This window comes from Butyrivibrio sp. WCD3002, assembly GCF_000424265.1.
Classification (GTDB): domain Bacteria; phylum Bacillota; class Clostridia; order Lachnospirales; family Lachnospiraceae; genus Butyrivibrio.
The window spans coordinates 835344-856556 of sequence record NZ_AUJO01000001.1; the positions used below are offsets into that span (position 1 = coordinate 835344).

16 protein-coding genes and 1 rRNA gene are annotated in these 21213 nt (G+C 40.8%); 2 read left to right on the forward strand and 15 right to left on the reverse strand.

Annotation, left to right across the window (positions count from 1 at the left end):
• Positions 1 to 50: 50 nt before the first annotated feature.
• Together G608_RS19725 and G608_RS0103465 are read right to left on the reverse strand one after the other, a co-directional pair.
• Positions 51 to 1907: a heparinase II/III domain-containing protein gene (locus G608_RS19725; RefSeq protein ID WP_035794357.1), complete on the reverse strand. Its 1857-nt coding sequence runs from the start codon at positions 1905 to 1907 to the stop codon at positions 51 to 53.
• A 1-nt stretch (position 1908) separates the two neighbouring features.
• Positions 1909 to 2622, reverse strand: a complete 714-nt coding sequence (locus tag G608_RS0103465; RefSeq protein WP_026494856.1) for a hypothetical protein — start codon at positions 2620 to 2622, stop codon at positions 1909 to 1911.
• 100 nt (positions 2623 to 2722) lie between these two features.
• Here G608_RS0103465 and G608_RS0103470 point away from each other — a divergent pair, with 100 nt between their 5' ends.
• Complete coding sequence (locus tag G608_RS0103470) at positions 2723 to 3397, forward strand: PilZ domain-containing protein (RefSeq protein WP_026494857.1); 675 nt, start codon at positions 2723 to 2725, stop codon at positions 3395 to 3397.
• Between the two features lie 68 nt (positions 3398 to 3465).
• Here the strand turns inward: G608_RS0103470 and G608_RS0103475 are convergent, their stop codons facing one another.
• The 4 genes from G608_RS0103475 to G608_RS0103490 form a co-directional block, all read right to left on the reverse strand.
• Positions 3466 to 3765: a hypothetical protein gene (locus tag G608_RS0103475; protein WP_026494858.1), complete on the reverse strand. Its 300-nt coding sequence runs from the start codon at positions 3763 to 3765 to the stop codon at positions 3466 to 3468.
• A 95-nt stretch (positions 3766 to 3860) separates the two neighbouring features.
• On the reverse strand, positions 3861 to 4970 hold the full coding sequence (locus tag G608_RS0103480; RefSeq protein WP_026494859.1) for a serpin family protein: 1110 nt from the start codon (positions 4968 to 4970) through the stop codon (positions 3861 to 3863).
• A gap of 333 nt (positions 4971 to 5303) precedes the next feature.
• Positions 5304 to 7145, reverse strand: a complete 1842-nt coding sequence (locus G608_RS0103485) for a C1 family peptidase (protein ID WP_026494860.1) — start codon at positions 7143 to 7145, stop codon at positions 5304 to 5306.
• Positions 7146 to 7301: 156 nt separating this feature from the next.
• Positions 7302 to 9368: a methyl-accepting chemotaxis protein gene (locus G608_RS0103490; RefSeq protein WP_035794359.1), complete on the reverse strand. Its 2067-nt coding sequence runs from the start codon at positions 9366 to 9368 to the stop codon at positions 7302 to 7304.
• A gap of 241 nt (positions 9369 to 9609) precedes the next feature.
• Between G608_RS0103490 and G608_RS0103495 the strand changes: the two genes are divergently transcribed.
• Entirely contained in the window at positions 9610 to 10662 is a 1053-nt protein-coding gene (locus tag G608_RS0103495) for a 3-deoxy-7-phosphoheptulonate synthase (protein ID WP_255345312.1), read from the forward strand.
• 112 nt (positions 10663 to 10774) lie between these two features.
• On the opposite strand, the gene G608_RS0103500 is transcribed toward G608_RS0103495, so the two are convergent.
• The 9 genes from G608_RS0103500 to G608_RS0103540 all read right to left on the reverse strand — a co-directional run.
• On the reverse strand, positions 10775 to 11650 hold the full coding sequence (locus tag G608_RS0103500; RefSeq protein ID WP_026494863.1) for a tyrosine-type recombinase/integrase: 876 nt from the start codon (positions 11648 to 11650) through the stop codon (positions 10775 to 10777).
• A gap of 3 nt (positions 11651 to 11653) precedes the next feature.
• Positions 11654 to 12946 (reverse strand): diaminopimelate decarboxylase, encoded by a 1293-nt coding sequence (locus G608_RS0103505; RefSeq protein ID WP_026494864.1) that lies wholly within the window; start codon positions 12944 to 12946, stop codon positions 11654 to 11656.
• 78 nt (positions 12947 to 13024) lie between these two features.
• Entirely contained in the window at positions 13025 to 13699 is a 675-nt protein-coding gene (locus tag G608_RS0103510; protein ID WP_026494865.1) for a uracil-DNA glycosylase, read from the reverse strand.
• 25 nt (positions 13700 to 13724) lie between these two features.
• Complete coding sequence (hisF, locus tag G608_RS0103515; RefSeq protein ID WP_026494866.1) at positions 13725 to 14483, reverse strand: imidazole glycerol phosphate synthase subunit HisF; 759 nt, start codon at positions 14481 to 14483, stop codon at positions 13725 to 13727.
• 17 nt (positions 14484 to 14500) lie between these two features.
• The gene (hisH, locus tag G608_RS0103520; protein ID WP_026494867.1) at positions 14501 to 15106 is read right to left on the reverse strand and encodes an imidazole glycerol phosphate synthase subunit HisH; all 606 of its coding nucleotides are present in this window, start codon (positions 15104 to 15106) and stop codon (positions 14501 to 14503) included.
• Positions 15107 to 15138: 32 nt separating this feature from the next.
• Positions 15139 to 18480 carry a hypothetical protein gene (locus G608_RS19730; protein WP_035794361.1) on the reverse strand — a complete coding sequence of 1114 codons (3342 nt, stop codon included), beginning with the start codon at positions 18478 to 18480 and terminating at the stop codon, positions 15139 to 15141.
• Positions 18481 to 18577: 97 nt separating this feature from the next.
• On the reverse strand, positions 18578 to 19486 hold the full coding sequence (locus G608_RS0103530; protein WP_026494868.1) for a chemotaxis protein: 909 nt from the start codon (positions 19484 to 19486) through the stop codon (positions 18578 to 18580).
• A 227-nt stretch (positions 19487 to 19713) separates the two neighbouring features.
• On the reverse strand, positions 19714 to 20763 hold the full coding sequence (locus G608_RS0103535; RefSeq protein WP_026494869.1) for an SGNH/GDSL hydrolase family protein: 1050 nt from the start codon (positions 20761 to 20763) through the stop codon (positions 19714 to 19716).
• 229 nt (positions 20764 to 20992) lie between these two features.
• Positions 20993 to 21213, reverse strand: a 23S ribosomal RNA gene (locus G608_RS0103540); the annotation flags it as partial.

A 21213-nucleotide genomic window follows, 5' to 3' on the forward strand; every position in this document is an offset into this window, starting at 1 on the left:
CATTTTCAGTAATATTTTTAGGTACGTAATAGTAATCATACTACAAAAAATCAATGTATTTCCACTACAATTTTCCCCTTCAAAAAGGGTATTCTGATACGAAAACAGTCATGCTTCCAGCTTTGCTTAAGTCGCTCATCGCTGATCTCACATCTTTCTATGGTGATGTCACCTGCCTTTTCATAAGCCAAAATACAAATATCACCTGTTTTTCCAACCCTGATCACTGCACTGCTGGTGCCTCCATCAGCGGCTTTTTCATCCTTTACAATGGTCGGCTCATCATAGGTTATAAAGCTGAGAATTCCATTCAGCTCGCCGTCATATTCATCTACCAGAAGTATGCCATCATCCAACAGAGAAACCTCTCTTTTATAGCTGTGAATCTTACTGTTTCCATATGCAGGCGCAATATCCATGGTAAGACTGTGCCTTTCTTCACTGAAAGCCACATCCCCGGCTGCATATTTCTCACCGGGAAGCTCCATTACTGTCTCATGACCATCATAAAAGGTCGGCAAATTATGATATACAGACTGCATAGTCCATATCTCATAACGCCTGTCAGAAAAGGTCTTGGCAGTATAGGTAGGCGCGCCGAGGTCAATCAGGAAGGGATCACCATCCTTATAGAGAGTAATGCTTCCAACGTCGTTGTGATTGTGGGAATCACCGTTATTTCCGGCCTTCGCGGCAAGAACATATTTATCATTCCTGACAATCATCATTTCGACGCTCTCAAAAAATACATCCTCAGGGGTATGATATTTTTCGGGTCTATAGCGCATCAAATCCTTGTGAGTTCCTGCCTGCAAAACTCTGTACCAGAGATTATGTTCTTCCGTAAGCAGTCTCTCGTCCCATTCCTCAGTCCTGTAGTCATCGGAAGCCATAGCACATAGAGGCTCATCCGCGCAGGCTTTGCCAAAAAGGAATTCCCTGGCACTTCGATTACCAGCCTTTGCCGCACAATCCGCAAAGTTAATGTAATAACCGTTATCTGCGTATATTTTTCTGATGTAGTTAGCAATATTACGTATTTTATTTATTTTAAATACGTCACCAAGCAGACCATCTGATATGTCGTTAAGGATTTTAAGAATTCCATAAAGACATAATCCTGCATGAGAATAGTACTGGGCACCTTCGTCACAACAGCCGTCTTCTCCATATGCATCAATGAAATAATCCGTTGAAATCAGGGCCTGCTCGATAATCTTTGCGGCACTGTCTTTATTAAGCGCATGGCATGGCCTTGTAAAAGCAGAAAGCAAAATATTCTGTGTAATCCAGACTGTCCAGTTAATAGCTTTATTTTCCTCATCACCCATCCACCAGAAATGCTCCGTTAGATAAGGAATAATCAGTCTTTCCCTTATCATACTGTCAACATGCTGCGTGATCATTGGATTTATTTCATCAAAAACAGGTCTCAGCATGTACTCAGCTACGCCCAACACCGCCCCTGTTTCAGCAGCAAAAAGATCAATCACAGGCTTTTCTGTGTCCGGCATGTTTTCCTGTTTCGCATCACGTATATGAGAATTGTGGGCAGGATGACACCAGCTGCTCTCTTCCATCATAAGATACATTCCATCAAGAATATCCTTAATAAATTCACCCTTATTTTGAACGCACTCTGCCATAACAAGAGCAGAAAGCTTAATTCTTCTTGAAAAGCATTTGTCCTCGAAGAAAACTCTGTTCCCTGTTTCATAAAAAACACGATAATCGGAAAGCAAAATCACAGACCAGGCCTCGCTCTGCTTACACTCGCCTTCCTTAACTATCATCTTTTTCAGATCCTCAGATAGTCCATCCCAGAAATCTCTATTGGTTATTTGAGGGATAGTAATTCTTTTATCTAAATTAAGCCCTTTGACTATTTCTAAATATTCCTTAAGCATGTTACCCTTCCTTCGCTATTCCGTAAATTACAAGCGGAGCTGCCTTTTCATCTATTTTATAAATCGCTTCCGCAAGGTCCCTAAAGGGGCCGCTCTGAACAAATCTTCCGCCCTTTTCACGTTTATATATGTTGTGAACATAGAATTCATCGCCTTTTTTGGAAATATTGACTGTATGGAGCTGCTTACGGATATTTTCTCTGTCCCAGTAAAAGGTCACAAGAAAGCTGTCATAGCTATCCCCAAAACGCCTTATAGCCTCACTATTTCTGGTTGTAAGACGCTTTACCCTATAGCCTCTTTTTTTCATATATCGGGCAGGTGCTGACGGCGCAATTCCAAAGCCGCCCTTAAGTGTAACTCCATGTCTCTCAAAATAGCCTATAAGCTCGGGCATTCTGGGCATTGCCGCGTGCATGGACATGAGTGCATTCCAGGTTGCGATTATTTCACATCCGGAGTAAGACATGTTGGATTTTTTGTGAGATCCAAAGCATACCTTCTCCCACTTACTCTGATTTTCGATAAATCCCTGTCCGTCAAAAATACTGTTATTCCCTTCCCTGAGGATTCTTTCGTTCTCTTCAAGATGGAACGCCACTATCTTTTTCCTTACTTTTCCCGTAAAAAAGGAAAGAATGACAAAAATAGAAAGCACCACTCTGTTTGGAATATATACAGGTATTAATTTTTCAATAAAACCCACTTTTTTCATAGCTTCATCAGTCCTAAAGTATTGTAAAAAAACTAATAACAGTTTAACATTATTCTTAGGTAAATTAGTAGAGAATATCGCGAAGAAGAAAGAGTTTTTTATGAATATTACCGAAGTTATTCCAGGCACAGAACTGACAGTTCATGTTTTAATAGATGACATGCCTGTGGAACTCAAAACAAAAGCCATATCGGTGATAGATGGTTCACTTCTGGTTGAACCGCTTAAATATCACCATGCTCCCATTCCCGCTCTGACACAAGCCACAGCGGATGTAATTATAATGCCCTCCGGTGAACATCATAGCTTCAGCCTTGAGAGCGTCATACCTTATGAAAACTGGAGTGACACATATTATCTTCTTAAGGGCTATGAGATTATTACAGAACTTGAAGAACAGAGAAAAGCAGAAAGATACGTAATCAACCTTCTTGGCAAGGCTGTCATAAACTATAACACCACCGTAAGCGCTATCATTTACGACATTTCCATAAAAGGCTTATCACTTCTTTTAGGTAAGAAAGCTACAGCAAAACCCGGAGATTTCATAAGACTGACCTTCAGACAGCCGGGTTCAAACCAGGACTTTGAAATCAACTTAAATGTTGTTCGCAATTTCAAGGTGGGAACCTACGACGCTGTAGGCTGTAAGATGCGCGGAATCGACAGCAAACTTATGGGGTACATAATAAGCGTCAAAAGAAAAAAGGAAGAAGCAAGAAAAAGCGCTTCCAAATCAAAAGTTCTTATCAGTGACAAGCTTGCCGACGAATAACTAAATCCGTTTTTTGATGATATAAAAAAGAGACAAAGCGAAAAAACTTTGTCTCTTTTAATATCTCATCAACCTGCTGCAGCTACCATATCATCCATCATCTCGGATGTCTCTTCACTTTCAGAAACCTGAATCTCGTCTGTCTTGCGAGGTGCGCGAACACCAAAGCTACCTTCATAGCGCTGTTCCTTAAGAATCTTACGTATAGCGGCAAGATCCTTGCTCATATCCTCACGCTTTTTGCAGACAACTGTAGGGACACTTCCATTACCCATCTCTACGATATAGCCGGCTTCTCCTAAGATTTTCTGAATCTTAAGCTTATCTGTGGTACGAATCTCTGCAGGTGTTTTTTCTTCTCTCCCCACTACAAACCTCCTATACAACTAAATTAGCAGTATTTGTGTTTACATGTTTACCTACCACAAAATATAGCACAGACAGATCAAATTTGCAAGCCACCTCAATTCCCGATATCATCCACTCTTCCTGCAAAAACAGGGATTTTATCGGCATTATCAAGGATAAAATAGATAAAGGGTCTGTCAAGAATTACCTCTTTATTTCTTCCCGGAATAGGAGGCGCTGCCCCAAGTACCATAACTCCTGTTATTGCTGCGGCCCTTGTGCCCTCTCTATCCAGCTCAATGTGTGTCTTATGAATGATCTGACTAATAAAATCCTCTCCATTTCCCTTAAGCATTTCGGAAAAATCTGCTTTCCCCGAAAGAAATGCATTATTTACGCCGAATCCTTTCATAATACCGGACAGCTCAGTCTCGAAATCAAGCGTATATTCCGGTATTCCGATATCAACATGAGTATGAATCGCATTCCTTAGAGCATCGGTTATTTCTGTCGCTTCTGAAGCTTTAAGAACGTCATCAACACTCATTCCTCTGTCAGGAAGAAGTGCCGCAAAAATATATTTCTCATTTTCGTAAGGATATAAGAACCCCTTTCCACCCTTAACCTCAAAATATCTTCCTGCAGTACCGTTAAGCATCGTCACTCTTTTCTTTTTTCCAAAAACATTGGTAAATACTCCCTCCGTATTCACCTGAAACTCTTTAAAGGGCTTATCCCATTTACCGCAAAAAGAAAGGGCATTCACAAGAATCATTGATGAAGCAGGCGGCAGCATGTCAACCAGCCGATTTATCATCCCCTTAGTATTCTTACTTACAAATTTATTTATTTCATTCGCCGTCTCAACTGAAAAATTCTCAGCGCACAGCTTAGCCCTATACTCCTCCTTCATTTTCTTCTTATATTCCTTGATCAGCTTATCAGCACCATTTACCCAAATTCCGTTAGCCAATTTTAATTGCTCATCATCCTTAGAGGTGCTTCTTATAAGCTCTGTCATTGCATTATTAAACTCATCCATATCCATTGAAACAGCCTTCAACAGTTCTTCTCTGGTATCCCCCGCAGCTCCGTTCGTCAACATTCCAAGTGCCATAAAAACAGAAACAGGTGACACTAGAGCATTAAAAGAATCATCTTTTTTTAAAATATTAAGAGCAAAATCCATGGATTTTATAACAAGTTCATTTTTTGATTTTTTCATACCCACGCTTATCCTCTGACTTTTAGAAAATAGCTATCCGTTAATTCGTTAATATTTATTTATTGTTCACAAAGTGCCCACTTTTTATTAATAAATATTGAATCATTCTTTTATAAAACCGCCATATTTTAGAAACAAATTTATCTTAACATAAACCTATCAGAGATGAAGAACATCTCTTGAACCCCAAAAAACTTTTTTCATACAACATGGTCATGCGACTCCCCATCGCATGACCACCTCCCAAAAATCCAGACCTCTGAAATAGAGGTCTTTCTTTATGTTAAAAAAATAATTCTCTCAGACACAAGCTGTACTAAGAGAATTATCCTGTTATTCCTTTGTATAAACCTTTACGAAAAAGTCTTTATCTGTCTGTTTTATAAATGCATTGCCCGTACTGTCCATCATAAAACTGTGGCCGCTGGCGGTATTTAGAGTATGTACCATGCCAAGATCGTGCTGCCATTCATCCTTATGCATATCAGTTGTAAAATCCATCGCCTTTTCATAGATCAGCTTTGTTTCTTTTCCCGGCGTGATTACCACAAGATAAACAGAATCAGCTTCAATATCAATTGGTTGCTCCAGCGAAAACGTATGATATCCCCCTGTCAAGCTTTTGCAATCCATCGTTATTATAGGTTCGTCTAATCTGGAGGTTTCATAGTATTCAAGCCCATCTTCACTACTTTGCAGCACATTTTTATCGTCGTTATTTAGTTTGTATATATTTAATTTATCATTTATATCCGTTGCCATGGAAAAATATCCAACAGCCGATAGTTTTTCATCATTTTCAGGAGAAAAACAAATCCCATAACTAATGTCATTATTGTCATACATGTATACGACATTACTCTGATCAACTATAGGATCCATTATGTGTGTTATGAATGCAGCGTACTGATAGTTTTTATCGTACCAGTTATCATCTCCCTCCATGGCGCAGCCGTATGCAGCAACGACATTATTACAAAGAATTGTATCCTCGTAGGAGAGATAAAAATAGCCCGATGCACCGGATTTTGTTCCCCAGCTGTTCTTACATATAAAAGCACCGTCAGAGGATGGCTTCGTTATAAAATTTTTAGCAGGGTACTCATCATTCCAACCAACTATCAAAACCTCATGGTCTGCGTAATTCCCATCTCCGTAGTTTTTATAGTCATAAAGTGCTACCTTTTTCCCTGTCCAATAATCATCATCTGCACAGATACTTGCCGTAACGCTTCCATGCTCCATGATCATACGCTTTATGATATCCTTGTTTTTCGCTGTGGCAGGCACTTCGAGCACATCCTGTACATGACAAAAAGGCTTTGCGTATGCATCCGAGGGTTCATCGGCATTCTGAGTATAAATATCAGACTGTCCCTTAATTGCATGAAGCGAATCAATGTCTTCATCCACAACAGGTCCCTTCCAGGCTGTCAGAACGGATAGACAGTAATCAGTAACCCCGCCGACAGATAGATAACTGGTGTCATATTTACTCAGAAAATTATCATTTTCATCAAAAATGAACTCTCTGTAATCATCATCAATACCTGAATCAAAGGAACCAATAGCCCTGTGCATATTATAAAATGCACTGTGCTTCTCGGACAGATTCAGGCTGTCAGCGCTCAGATCTCTATGCTTTGTCAAAAGATCACTCTCAGCAGCGCCAAGTGCCGCATAATCCCAGCAAAGAGCCGTATGTCCCTGATTACGAACAGGCGTTACATAATCATTGTTACCGGCTGCATCTGAGCTGTAAAACACCGGAATTTCCACATTTTCCGCGGACAGATCACTGTCCACCTGTGTCCCGTCGATTTTAGCAAGCAGATCTTCTTCCGTATCATCAATAACAATCGCTTCTTTTACAATAAGCTCCTTCAGCCTTGCAGGAATCACCTCTATCAGTTCAGATTCTTCCTCATCTATGACATCGCCATCCTGCATCCCCAAGTCATCAGAAGCACTTTCAAGAGCATTTTTACCTGCTTTCCCATCCGTGTCCCCTGCTTTACCTGAAGTATCCTCTATAGGCTCAAAGAGGCTGCTGTAATCATTATTCTCTTGTTTTTCCTGCTCGGCGGAAGAATCAGTTTCGACACTCTTATCATCCGAGCACGAACATAGAATGACAGACAATAAAATCATTATTGCCGCCTCTTTGATTTTCATAATAGTTTCTCCCCGTTATTACTGTGATCTAAATAATTTATATCACAAATAATTAAAGCGTTTCCTAATTTCGAAAGCGTAACACCATAATATACCAAAAAATCCCCTCAGACAAATCTAATAATCTGCCTGAGGGGATCACATAAGAATCAATGCTTATTTGAGCTTGAAGTTCTTAACAATTCCATCAAGGGTTACTGCAATATCCTCCTGCTTGCTGGACATATCACTTACATTCTCAACAACATCAGCTGCTGTATTGATGGAATCAGTGATATCTGAGCTGTGTGATGCAGTCTCCTGAGTGGACTCTGCAATGTTCTGGATTGCATTGTTAACCTCTTCCATGGAGTTCCTGATATTCTCAACCATCTGAGAAATCTGATCGGACTGTGAACCGAACTGCTGAGCATCATCACCATACTGACGAGCTACATGTACGAAGTTCTCATAATCAGGCGCTGCGGTATTATTTACGAAATCAAGCAGCTCCTGTGAACTGTCTGTAAGGGTCTTAAACGCATCCTGTACGCCGTCAATTGTGATCTGAATCTGCTGAACAGCTTCAGCTGTATCGCTTGCCAGCTTATTGATCTCAGAAGCAACAACCGCAAATCCTTTACCATGCTCTCCGGCTCTTGCTGCCTCAATTGATGCATTAAGTGAAAGAAGGTTGATCTGATCTGCAATTTCAGCAATGGACTGTGCCATATTACTGATTTCCTCAACAATCTTTGCTTTTTCAGAAGCTTCGCTAAGCTCTCTGCTTCTCTCCTGAGCAATACTGATAGCCTTATCATAAGCCTTCTGGCTGTTCTGCTCGATCTCAGTTGCTCTCTGCATAATTTCTTTTGTAGCTGCAAGGCTCTCTTCACTGACATCTGCAAGGCTCTGAACGGAAGTATTTACTTCCTCAACAGATGCGCTTACTTCCTCTGTTGCTGCTCCTGAGGACATCATAGCATCGTTAACGCCGGACATATTGGACTGAATCTTCTCAAACTGGCTTGTAAGCTCATTAGCCATTGAAGAAAGTGATGTACTTGCAGAACTGATATTCTCTGATTCATCAGAAATCTGACTGATAACACTTCTGTTGGACTCATACATGTTATTAAGTGAAGCACTCATCTGGCCAAGCTCATCACCGGACTTAGAGAACAGCTTGGATACTGTAAAGTCGCCGCTTGCAAGAGATCCTGCAAACTTCTTAACATTTGCAAGGTTAACAGCAATTGATCTAACAAGAAGTATTACTACAAGTGAGCTTATCAAAAGAGCGGCAATGAGAATGCCGATCATTGTATAGGTAAGAGAATTAACCTTCTCTTCCAGCTCATCCTGATCCATTCTGATTATCAGTTTCCAGTTTACTTCCGGAACTGTTCCGTATGAAGTGATGACATATTTTCCATCATCCTCAAATCTTGCTCCGCCTGTCTCATTTGCAAGTATATCGGGAGCTATAGCAACAAGAGATGCATTCTCATCATCTAAAATATTGGCACTATCTGATACCTTTGAAGCATCATCTGTATAAAGATATACACCTGAAGATGTTAAGAGAATTGCACTTCCTGTTTTTCCTACTTTAATACTCTCTGCGATATTAGAAATAGTATCAAGTACGATATCTACTGTTACGCATCCGATGTACTCACCTGAAGCATTGTAAATGGGTGAAGAACAGGTAGACATAATTGTTCCTGATGTAGGATCGTAGTAAGGATCTGTAATCTGGGCTGTACCCTTTGAAAGAGCCTTAGCATTTTTATAATACTCCTGATTAAAGTAATCATACTCAGCATTGCTGTAATCCCAGGTCTCGACAATACTTGATCCATCCTTATACCAATATGGTCCCTGATACTGTTCTTCAGCACTATAAGCATAGGGTTCGAACCATATGCCACATCCGGATATCATATCGCTATCCTTCTGTACATTTGAGAAAACATCCTTATAGTTTTCCATGGATGCACTCTGATAGGTTCCGCCTACGGTTTCAGATAAACCTATAGCAGTAGCCCTTATCTCAGCAAGATAACCATTGATTTTGTTGATATTACTTTCAGTAATAGCCTCGTTTCTTTCGGTGGTCTGCTCCTGAATAAGCGTCCTACTCTGGGATACACTGATATAGGTCATCAGAATCATTGCAATAGCAACGATAGGAATGATTCCTACCAGCATCTTAGCCATAATAGACATTTTTTTCCACATGTTCAGTCCCCCTTTTTTTGGTCTCAAAAGAGAATATTTAATGTAATTTCTATATTTAATCTTAGCATAAAATCCCATTCGAATTATCAAAAATTCGATTATATATTATTAAATTTTTGAAAACCATAATACAAAAAAAGCCCGTATTTTTTATAGTTTTTTAATATTTATATTCATTATGATTTACTTTCGAGCTTTAATGTGATACAGTGGACGTTGTGGAATAAAAAAGTCCCACAAAATAAGCACCCGGAGGTTATACAAAATGTCTTTTCAATATATACAGCAGCTTCCTTCTCCTCAGGAGATTCGCGAAGAATTCCCTTTATCCAAGAAGCTCGCAGAACTCAAAAAAGCTCGCGATAAGGAAATTGCTGATGTTTTAACCGGAAAAAGCGATAAATTCCTTGTAATCGTAGGTCCCTGCTCAGCTGATAATGAAGATGCTGTCTGTGATTACGTTTCAAGACTTGCTAAAGTTAATGAAAAAGTAAAGGACAAGCTTATTCTTGTTCCCAGAATATATACCAATAAGCCCCGCACCACAGGTGAAGGCTATAAGGGAATCACCTCCCAGCCTGATCCCGAAGGAAAAACAGATTTCCGTGCAGGCCTTATAGCCATGAGACACATGCAGATTCGCGCAATTGAAGAGTCAGGCCTCACTGCTGCAGATGAGATGCTCTACCCTGAAAACTGGGGATATATCGAAGACATCCTCTCTTATGTAGCGATCGGAGCCCGCTCAGTTGAAGATCAGGAGCACAGGATGGTTGCCAGCGGCTTTGATGTACCTGCAGGCATGAAGAATCCCACCAGCGGAACCTTAAGCGTAATGCTTAACTCCGTTTATGCATCACAGCTTCCTCACTCCTTTGTATACAGAGGCTATGAAGTAAAAACAAATGGTAATCCGCTTGCTCACTGCGTTCTTCGTGGTTCCAGCAACAAGCACGGTCAGTCACAGCCCAACTACCACTACGAGGATTTAAGCCTTCTCTCAGACCTTTATGCTCAGAGAGATATTCAGAATCCCGCTGCTATTATCGATGCTAACCACAATAACTCAGGTAAAAAATACAAAGAACAGGTAAGAATTGTAAAAGAAGTTCTTCACTCAAGAAGCCATAACACGAACATCGGTGAGCTCGTTAAGGGAGTAATGATTGAAAGCTATATCGAAGAGGGCTGCCAGAAAATCGGCGATGGAATATACGGTAAATCCATCACGGATCCCTGCCTTGGATGGGCTGATACAGAAAGACTCCTTCTTGATATCGCTGATCTTGTCTGATAAGACTAATAAAAAACTAACATCCTTCACTTGATTCCTTAATTTCAGGTGAAGTCGAAAAAAATAAACGCGCTATATATTCGGCAAATGCCGGATTTATAGCGCTCTTATTTTATATATGTGTCTGATTATAGACATCTCTTATATAATTCTTATTTTCTTTTACATACCTATTGGTCGAAGCTGCCGTAACATGTCCAAGCATCTCCTGCACCGCATCCACATCGGCGCCTCTCTCAACCAGGTGCGCTGCGAAGCTGTGCCTCAAGGACTCAGGTGTAATCTGGGCATCTATTTCAGCATAATCAGCATATTTTCTTACTATCTTCCACACACCCTGCCTGCTCATGGGCTCGCCCTGATAATTTACAAACAAAAGCTCCTCAAGATTACTCTTTATCAGATGTCGTCTTCCATCCTGAAGATATCTCACCAATGCCTTCCTTGTTCTCTTATCAAAAGGAATAACCCTGTCCTTTTTATCTGATTTACACTCAATCGCCCCAACCTGCATATCAAGATCAGATACCTTTGCCTTTATCAGCTCTGATACCTTAATGCCGGTGGCATACATAAGCTCCAGCATTGCGGAATCTCTCTGCCCTTTGGGACTCTTTGTATCAGGAATAGACAGCAAAAGATCAATCTGCTTTCTCGTAAGCACTACAGTTTTTGGAAGTTCCACCTTAGGTGCTGTCAGATTTTCGGAAATATCGTAGGCCATTCTCCCCTGCTTTGCCAATGTCTTGAAAAAAGCCTTTAAGGAAACAATGTTTCTTGCAAGAGTAGCTGCAGAATATCCCTGATTTGTGATTGACTCAACATATTCCTTAAGCTGTTTTTCGTTTATCAAAAGAACATCCACAAGCCCGTTGTCCTGCAGATACCACTCAAACTTTTTAAGGTCTGTCTGATAAGAGCGAACGGTGTTTTCACTCATTCGCCCCTCCAGCTTTAATTCAGTTATGAAATGACTGATTTCATCCATCTGTTATTCAAATTCCTTCATGATAGAGTCAAGCTCTGCATAAACAGGTAAATTATCAAATGTGGCGAAATAATCTCTTGGAGTCTCAGCACGTCTTATCATTTCAACGCTTCCGTCTTCCTTAAGAAGAAGCTCTGAGCTCCACAGCTTACCATTATAGTTATAACCCATTGAAAAACCGTGAGCACCGGTATCATGTATGAAAAGATAATCACCCATGTCAATCTTCGGAAGCTCTCTGTCAATGGCAAACTTATCATTGTTCTCGCAAAGTGAGCCGGTAACATCATATACATGATCAAGAGGTGCATCCTCTTTTCCAAGCACGGTGATGTGGTGGTAAGAGCCATACATAGCAGGTCTCATAAGATTTACTGCGCAGGCATCAACACCAATATATTCCTTATAAATGTGCTTCTCGTGAATAGCCTGAGTAACAAGAGCACCATAGGGTCCCAGCATAAATCTTCCCATCTCGGTATAGATTGCAACATCACCCATGCCATTAGGTGTCAGTATCTTCTCATACTGCTCCTTAACACCTGCACCAATCTCAGCTATATCATTTCCGGTCTGATCAGGAGTGTACGGAATTCCGACACCGCCTGAAAGGTTAATAAACTTAATATCAGCTCCGGTTTCCTTCTCAAGCTCAACAGCCAGTTCGAAAAGCTGTCCTGCCAGAGTGGGATAATACTCATTTGTCACTGTGTTACTTGCAAGAAAAGCATGAATACCAAAGTTCTTAACTCCCATATCCTTCAGCATTCTGAAGCTTTCAAAGAGCTGCTCCTTTGTCATGCCGTATTTGGAATCCCCGGGATTATCCATGATTCCATTACTCATTGTGAAAACTCCGCCCGGATTGTATCTGCAGCTTACAGTCTCCGGCATCCTTCCGCCAAGAGCCTCCTTTGCATATTCAATGAGCGTAATATCGTCAAAATTAATTATTCCGCCGAGCTTATCTGTATAAACGAATTCCTCTGCAGGTGTATCATTTGATGAAAACATAATAAGATCACCTGATGCACCAATTGCCTTACTAAGCATAAGCTCTGTAAGTGAAGAACAGTCAAAGCCGCAGCCTTCCTTTTTAAGAATATCAAGAATGACCGGATTAGGAGTGGCTTTTACGGCAAAATACTCGCGAAAACCTTTATTCCACTCAAATGCCTTCTTTACCGCTCTGGCATTCTCAATAATTCCCTTCTCATCATAAATATGAAAAGGTGTAGGATACTTCTTTACAATCTCTTCTACCTGCTGTTTTGTCACGAAAGCCTTCTTCATAATATCTCCTCTATAGTCCAAAATTTTACACTTTACTACGTTATCATGAAAAAGAGCATCTGTACAGTTTTTTCTTAAAACTTACAAATTCTCTATCTGCCAATCGATTGGACTTAATCCGTTTTCTTTAAGGAATTCATTGCACTTTGAAAAATGCTTACATCCAAAAAATCCTCTGTAGGCTGAAAGTGGGCTTGGATGAGGCGCCTTAAGAACAAGATGCTTTGGATTATCGATCATATCTGCCTTCATCTGCGCCGGTCTTCCCCAAAGCATGTAAACTATTGGTCTATCCTGTTTGTTCACTGCCCTGATCGCAGCGTCAGTAAACTGCTCCCAACCTCTCCCCTTGTGGGAATTGGCATTATGTGCCCGAACAGTAAGAACAGTATTCAGAAGCAGCACTCCCTGATCTGCCCATTTTTTCAGATAACCGTTGTTTGGAACATAGCATCCAAGATCATCCTTAAGCTCACCATAAATATTCACAAGTGACGGCGGAGCCGGCTCTCCCGGCAAAACCGAAAAGGAAAGGCCATGTGCCTGCCCAGGTTCATGATATGGATCCTGTCCGAGAATTACCACCTTAACATTAGAAAGAGGTGTGTAATTAAACGCATTAAGAAGATCATCCTTTTTAGGATAAACCGTCGTAGTCTTATACTCATTAACTATGAATTCATATAATTTTCTGTAATAAGGCTTGGAAAACTCCTCTCCTAAGTATTCAAGCCAGTCATTATCTATTGCCGCCATGGAGGCGCCTCCTTATTAGTATTAATCAGAGCCTTACAGGGACATTTTTATCCCTAAGATATTCCTTTACTTCTCTTATCTCCAGCTCTTTGTAGTGGAAAAGCGAAGCAGCAAGCGCAGCATCGGCGCCGCCCTTGGTAACAGCTTCATAGAAATGCTCGCAGTTTCCTGCGCCGCCTGAAGCAATAACAGGAATTTTAACAAGATCAGCTACTGCCCTTGTAAGCTCAATATCGTATCCGTTCTTGGTGCCATCGCCATCCATACTTGTAAGAAGTATCTCTCCGGCACCTCTCCTCTCCGCTTCCTTCGCCCACTCTATGGCATCAAGACCGGTATCGATCCTTCCGCCATTTTTAAACACATTGAAGCCTCCATCAGGTCTTCTCTTTGCATCAATTGCAACAACCACGCACTGTGATCCGAATTTGTCAGCGGATTCAGATATAAGCTCAGGCCTGTTTATCGCGGCGGAATTTATAGCCACCTTATCAGCGCCTTCTCGCAAAACAGCCCTCATATCCTCAACACTTCTTATACCGCCTCCAACAGTAAACGGAATAAAAATCTGCTCAGCAACCTTTCTCACAAGATCAACCACGGTTTCTCTCGCATCAGAAGTCGCAGTAATATCAAGAAAAACCAGCTCATCAGCACCAGCCTCCGAGTAGGCTTTTCCTACTTCCACCGGATCACCGGCATCACGAAGCTGTACAAAATTTATACCTTTAACAACTCTTCCGCCATGCACATCAAGGCATGGAATAATTCTTTTAGTCAGCATAATCTATGTCCTTCTCTTTATACTCTAAGGAAATTCTTCAGGATCTCCATTCCCACATCCGCACTCTTTTCAGGATGGAACTGGCATGCAAAAACATTGCCCTGCTCAACGGAAGCTTCCACAGTAACACCATACTCAGTAGTAGCTGTGACAATGCTCTTATCGTCAGCATCCAGATAATAAGAATGAACAAAATATACGTATGAATCTTCCGTTATTCCTTCAAAAAGTCTTCCTTTATTTGGGAATTTTAAATTATTCCAGCCAATCTGCGGAATCTTAAGACCTTCCTTTTCCGGAATCTTCTTAATTTTTCCATGCAAAATGCCCAGACCTGCTACTCCTTCCGACTCATCACTTGAATCAAAAAGAAGCTGTTGGCCCAGGCATATACCTATAAACGGAGTCCCACTGCTACACACAGTTTTTATGACATCCGTTAAACCATATTCATTTAGTTTTCTCATGGCATCGCCAAAAGCACCTACTCCCGGCAAAACCACGCGGTCAGCCCTGTAAATCTCTTCAGGGTTTCTTGTCAGACAGACATCCTGTCCAAGATAATCAAAAGCATTCTCAACACTTTTAATATTTCCGGCATCATAATCAATAATCGCTAGCATATTCCCCATCCCTGTAAAAAGATTATCGATGCTCAGCCGGTTGGATGAATAAAGTCCTCAAGAGTTCCTGCAATTTCCATAATACGTTTGGTATAAGCTGCTTTGTCAGTAAGTTTATTGACTTCCTCGATATCAGCAGCAGATAACCCATATTCACCGGTAAGTATCGATTCGATATTAGAATACACGCTTTCGACCTCACCTGCAACCTGAAACTCCTCTGCCTCCTTAATTATTGCATCCTTTGTCCGCATTCCTACAAGCAGGCTGTCCACTGCCTCATCCTTCATATTCATAGCAAGATAATTGTTATATGAATCCATGTAGTGATTAGCACAGGCCATTACTCTTGCTTTGTGATATAAAAGTGCCTGCTCCTCATTTAATTCCTTACCATACAGAAGCTTATAAGCCTCGCTGTAATCACCATTTTCAAATGCAGTCTGGGCACGGGTGAAAATAATCCTGCCCGGCAATACAAATGAAGGCAAACAGCATAGTAGTCCAAGGCTTGTTGCAAAAATCATTGAAATAGCAACCTTCTTAGGTGCTAAAGCCTTCTCCGGAGCACCATCATCAACCTTCTTTTTCTTTTCCTTCTTAGGCTTTGGCTCCTTCGGAGGCTTCGGTTTCTTCTCCTTCTTAGGCTTAGGCTCCTTCTTGGGCTTTTCCTTCTTTTCCTTTTTCTTCTTTTCCTTCTTGGCCTTCTTACCATCCTCCGCAGCAAGCTCATCGATTACCTGCTGGTTTTCATCAGTAAGACTTGCAAGACCATCCTCTTCCGATTTCGGATTAAGATCCTCATCAGTCTGAGTAAGCACCTTGAAAAGTGCAGCGATAATAAGTATTAAAAGATTCGGGCGTTTTTTCTTCTTTTTCTTTTTACCACCATCTTCATCCTCAGAAGCTTCATCAGGTCCATCAAACAGCGAAATCTCATCATAATCTCCGCCGTTATCATTGACCTCATCAGGATCAGGAATATCATCCGAAAGCCCTATTTCATCAAGGCCATCACCTTCGAGAGCCTCCATGATATCCTCAGGATTTACTTCTTCGCCGCTATCATCAGGACCAATACCGATATCATCCAGGCTTATCTCACCTGCGTTTGCACCTTCCTGCTCATCTATATGTGCAGTATTTTCAAGGTCCTCAACATCATCGCTGGCAAGACTGTTCATTATGGCATCAAGATCAGGCATATCTACATCGCCCGGTTCGCCACCATCTGCGCCTTCCTCTCCGCCAAGATCTGCAAGCATACTGTCAAGCTCTGATTCAGAGCTCATGGCTTCTCCCTCAAGAGAATCCTCAGCTCCGCCGGCATCTTCTCCTACATCATCCAAAAGATTATCCAGTTCAGCACTCATGGATTCAAGGCTTACTTCATCCCCCGCTCCATCAGCACCTTCTCCGGCTTCCTCGGGCACATCCGGGCTATCAAGAGAAAGATCAAGATCATCCAAGGACAAATCATCCAATCCCAATTCATCTGATCCACCCTCAGCTCCTGCCGAATTCTCATCAAGATCATCCCCGGATAACATCTTATCAATCTGCAACTGATCAAGTTCCAACAGCTCATCCGGAACCACTTCATCTGAAGGAGCAGCTTCAGCAGGCGCCTCCTCTGCTGGCGCTCCATCACCGGACGCAGCCTCTTCTCCCATTACCTCTTCTATTGAAGAATCATCTACTCCATTCTCCTCAAGAGGCATATTTACAAGTGATATTTCATCTGCCAAAGGTTCTTCCTTCAATGTCTCATCATCCATAGGCACCTCATCTGCTGATGGTTCTTCCGCCAGCATTTCATCTATGTTGATTTCGTCTAATGATGGTTCTGCCACAGCTTCGGCCATGTCGGCTACAGGTGCGTCTGACGCGTCTTGTGCTTCTGGTGCATCAGCCATCATCTCGTCTATATTGATTTCATCAATCGACGGCTCTGCCGTAGCATCTGCCATCATTCCATCTATATTGATTTCATCCATTGATGGCTCTGCCGCAGCTTCAGGCATATCAGCTACAGATGCTTCTGCCATCATTTGGTCTATATTAATTTCATCCAATGACGGCTCTTCCGCAACTTCGGGCATATCAGCCACAGGTGCTTCTGAAGCTTCCTGTACTTCAGGTTCACCTGCCATCATTTGGTCTATATTAATTTCATCTAACGATGGCTCTGCTGTAGCTTCGGGCATATCAGCTACAGGTGCTTCTGAAGCTTCCTGTACTTCAGGCGCATCCGCCATCATTCCATCTATGTTAATTTCATCCAAAGATGGTTCGTCCGCTGATATTCCATCAATACTAATGTCATCAATATTTATCTCGTCTGAAGAAGGCTCGCCAACCTGCTCACCGGCCGCATCTTCTACAGTAGGTTCTCCATCAAGTAAACCTTCCAAAGAAAAATTATCATCCGGTATATCTACCCCTTGGCCTTCATTAACCGATAATTCTGACAAACCATCCTCAGTTGCACCGCCAATATTTTCAAGTCCATCAAGGCTTAGCGACTCATTAATAATAGCTTCCTCGCTACCTGTACCCGCATCAAGCATTTCATCGATGTTAAGTAAATTTTCATCAGAAGTTGTCTGCGCACCAAAATCAGCTCCAAGAACCTCTTCCGGAGTTGCTCTCATCATTTCATCCAGCGCAGAATCTGCGCTGCTCATTTGTCCAGCTTCGCTCTGATCAGAAAAATCATCTATTGGTATTTCAGGCGCAACTTCAAGCAAAGAATCCGGTACATCTGCAGGGAGCTCAATTGCAACCTCATTCATTAGATCATCATCTGACATCCCCGTAGTTGCATCCAAAGAAGGACTATCATCAAAAGAATTTGCCTCCTCTGCTTCTCCAATTTGCGCAGAACTATTCGTTGTCTCAGCAGTAATCTCTTCAATCGTTGGCATATCCGGAATTTCAACATTAATCTCATCGCCGGGATTATTCATAGCTACATCCGGATTTTCATTTTCTGATACATCTGCATTCCCTGCATTCTCTAACGCAGCTTCAGCAAGAGCTATTTCTTCATCAAGAGTAATCTCATCATCATCCTTTTCGTATGAATCAGATACTTCATCGCCAACTTTATATGTAGGAGCATCACTATCTATAGGCGCACTAATAGAATCAAGGACATCAACCATTCCTTCATCCAATAATTGTCCGCTATCGACTTTTCCAAGCATTTCTCCGATTTCATTCAGGTCATTACTACCTGATGAATTGCCAATAACATCATTTAAGTCAGAAGTATTCTTTGAGTCATTAGTTATTTGGGCAATACCGGAATTGGCATCTTTTTTCAATGAATTCAAAAGACTATCCAAATACTCTTCGTTCTTAGACTTCATTTAGTCTGCTCCCCATAAAAATTATAAAACTCCCTTCATTGTAGCAGTCATTCTTCATAACTGAAGCAATAAAGGGAGTTCTCTTTAAATCTTTTCTTTATTTGGCATCGCCATCAGCATGAACAAGTTCATCAATTACAGAAACCAAATTTCCAATCTCGGGCTTAGATAACTGTCTGTCAGCTCCCAGCGACTCTCCTTTTCTTCTCATCTCCTCATTAACAAGTGATGAGAAAATGATGAGCGGGATCTGCTTAGTCTCGTCATCCTCTTTAACAAGCTTTGTAAGACGATGACCATCCATGATAGGCATCTCAATATCGGTAATGATACATTTAACCTTATCAAGCTGACCTCTGTCCTTGCAGCCCTTGATGTAATCGTAAGCAAGCTTACCATTTTCAAAGTGTCTTACATTATCGTAGCCGGCCTTCTTAAGCGAATCAACGATAAGCTTATTAAGCAGCTGTGAGTCCTCTGCAAGAACAATCGGAATCTCGTTCCTCGTTCTGGGTCCGATATCAGTAAGCTGTGAAACATTAAGACCTGTATTAGGATTAATATCTGATACGATCTTCTCAAAATCAAGTATTATAATAAGTCTGGAATCTAATTTGATAATACCTGTAGAGATACTCTCTTCAGCCTTGGAAATAGTCGCGTTCGGTTTAATAATGTCGGCCCATGATACTCTGTGAATACCTACAACCGCATCAACATGGAAAGCAATATCCAACTTATTGAAATTGGTAATAATAAAGAGTCCGCCTGCTTTAGAAGCGCCTCTCTGCAAGCAGTTCCTAAGATCAATAGCAGTAATCATAGTATCACGTGGCATAAATATACCTTCTATACTAGGATGTGCATTAGGAACAGGCGTCACCGGCTCATAGACGATGATTTCTTTGATCTTTGCTACATTGATACCATAGCAATGATCATCAATTTTGAACTCAAGGACCTCGAGCTCGTTAGTACCGTTTTCAAGCAAGATCTTAGATTCCATATTTTTACCTCGCGCTTTATTAAAAATTCTTTTTGCTTCAAAACAAACTAAAAACCGATTGAATATCTATTTAATATTCTAATTTAGTATAGCATATACATTTTGAAAATAAATAGAAAAAATGAAAAAGACAGCCGAATTGACTGTCTTTTAAGAAACTGTTTATAAGTATTTTATAAATTTAAGAAGTTGTCTACCATTTATTATTTTATGATTATAATCGTTGATTATTCGTTTATTAACTCCTCCTTTAAACACCTGTATATTTCTGCTGCTGCGAGTTTATGTCCCTCAGGGTTAGGATGCATTCTTGCTCCAACATATCCATTATTGCAATCAGGTAAGAGTACAAATCTGACATTATCTGAAAATTTATTATTGTACGTTTTTACGATATCTTCTATATTGTTTTTCATTTCATGCCCAAGCATACCATAGACCCATACTATAACAGAATCAGGGTTGTAATCTCTTACTTCTTTAAGAAATTTTATACCACACTCTGTAAAGTCTTTAATGAATTGATCATCATCAAACTTATCAAGTTTTATTGCACCACTATCATTAGTTCCAAGATTAATAATGATTGCATCTTTTATATTAGAAGAAAAATCCCATTCTTCTCTTGATCCCGCATGTACTGCAGCTTCAGTTTTCTGAGATCCGCAAACATATTTATATACAACAGGTAATGCAAATTCAAGATTTCCATCCCATGATGCATATAGTCCCCATCCGCTCTGGCTTATCATATTATATTCAGCATCAAGTAATTTCGCAGTTTCAACAGCATATCCTATCGCAGGATCGAAAACTGTTGGTATCCATTCCTCTCTCGTAAGAGCAGCACTTCCTTCTCCTGATGTAATACTGTCACCTATAAACTCAATCTTGAACTTTCTCTCAGGCACCGGTAAGAATTCTGCATCCGTATCAATAGAACAAATCTTGATTAATGATACGGTATCATCCGGCATAGACTGAGTGTTTCTCGCAATTCTTACTCTGGTTGGATGATTAGGATCAAAGCCTCTCAAAATCTGATATTTATGTCTTCCTTGCTGAAGAGGAAATCTCATTATTCTCTCATCATCAACAAAAACATCCAGCCAAAGCTCAAGCATATTATAAGAAGCTTCTATCTCAGCAACCATATAACCGGCTTTTACATTAAACTCTACACCGCTCTCTGTCCAGAACAATACCAGATCATTATCTTCAAATGAACATCTTCCCCAAAGCTTTTTATTATCAATTTCCTTTAAACTATATTTCATATTTAACCTCCGCATGTAATTCAATTAGCTTGAATTATTATAACAAAAAAACACCTAAGCAATAAGCCTAAGTGTTTAAAACGGTTTGTACCTTCAAAACCGAACACTGAATTATTTCATCTTATTCCATATCATGTTCTATATTTGGAAGTTCTGCTCTCGGTCTTTCAGACCTCGCCAGAACAACACTCAAACTAGCTTCGGAAATACCTCAGCAAGTTTTCCTAGTTTGGACAAGCCCTCGACCTATTAGTACACATCAGCTGAACATGTTACCATGCTTACACCTTGTGCCTATCTACCTCATAGTCTCTAAGGGGTCTTACTCCACAAAGGAGGGATATCTCATCTTGAGGGGGGCTTCACGCTTAGATGCCTTCAGCGTTTATCCCTTCCGGACTTGGCTACCCAGCCTTATGCATCTGGCGATGCAGCTGATACACCAGCGGT

Bases quoted from the DNA above. Each gene is read 5' to 3' on its own strand.
- G608_RS19725 (WP_035794357.1), bottom strand. From the start codon at position 1,907: ATGCTTAAGGAATATTTAGAAATAGTCAAAGGGCTTAATTTAGATAAA.
- G608_RS0103465 (WP_026494856.1), bottom strand. From the start codon at position 2,622: ATGAAAAAAGTGGGTTTTATTGAAAAATTAATACCTGTATATATTCCA.
- G608_RS0103470 (WP_026494857.1), top strand. From the start codon at position 2,723: ATGAATATTACCGAAGTTATTCCAGGCACAGAACTGACAGTTCATGTT.
- G608_RS0103480 (WP_026494859.1), bottom strand. From the start codon at position 4,970: ATGAAAAAATCAAAAAATGAACTTGTTATAAAATCCATGGATTTTGCT.
- G608_RS0103485 (WP_026494860.1), bottom strand. From the start codon at position 7,145: ATGAAAATCAAAGAGGCGGCAATAATGATTTTATTGTCTGTCATTCTA.
- G608_RS0103490 (WP_035794359.1), bottom strand. From the start codon at position 9,368: ATGTGGAAAAAAATGTCTATTATGGCTAAGATGCTGGTAGGAATCATT.
- G608_RS0103500 (WP_026494863.1), bottom strand. From the start codon at position 11,650: ATGGATGAAATCAGTCATTTCATAACTGAATTAAAGCTGGAGGGGCGA.
- G608_RS0103510 (WP_026494865.1), bottom strand. From the start codon at position 13,699: ATGGCGGCAATAGATAATGACTGGCTTGAATACTTAGGAGAGGAGTTT.
- hisF (WP_026494866.1), bottom strand. From the start codon at position 14,483: ATGCTGACTAAAAGAATTATTCCATGCCTTGATGTGCATGGCGGAAGA.
- hisH (WP_026494867.1), bottom strand. From the start codon at position 15,106: ATGCTAGCGATTATTGATTATGATGCCGGAAATATTAAAAGTGTTGAG.
- G608_RS19730 (WP_035794361.1), bottom strand. From the start codon at position 18,480: ATGAAGTCTAAGAACGAAGAGTATTTGGATAGTCTTTTGAATTCATTG.
- G608_RS0103530 (WP_026494868.1), bottom strand. From the start codon at position 19,486: ATGGAATCTAAGATCTTGCTTGAAAACGGTACTAACGAGCTCGAGGTC.
- G608_RS0103535 (WP_026494869.1), bottom strand. From the start codon at position 20,763: ATGAAATATAGTTTAAAGGAAATTGATAATAAAAAGCTTTGGGGAAGA.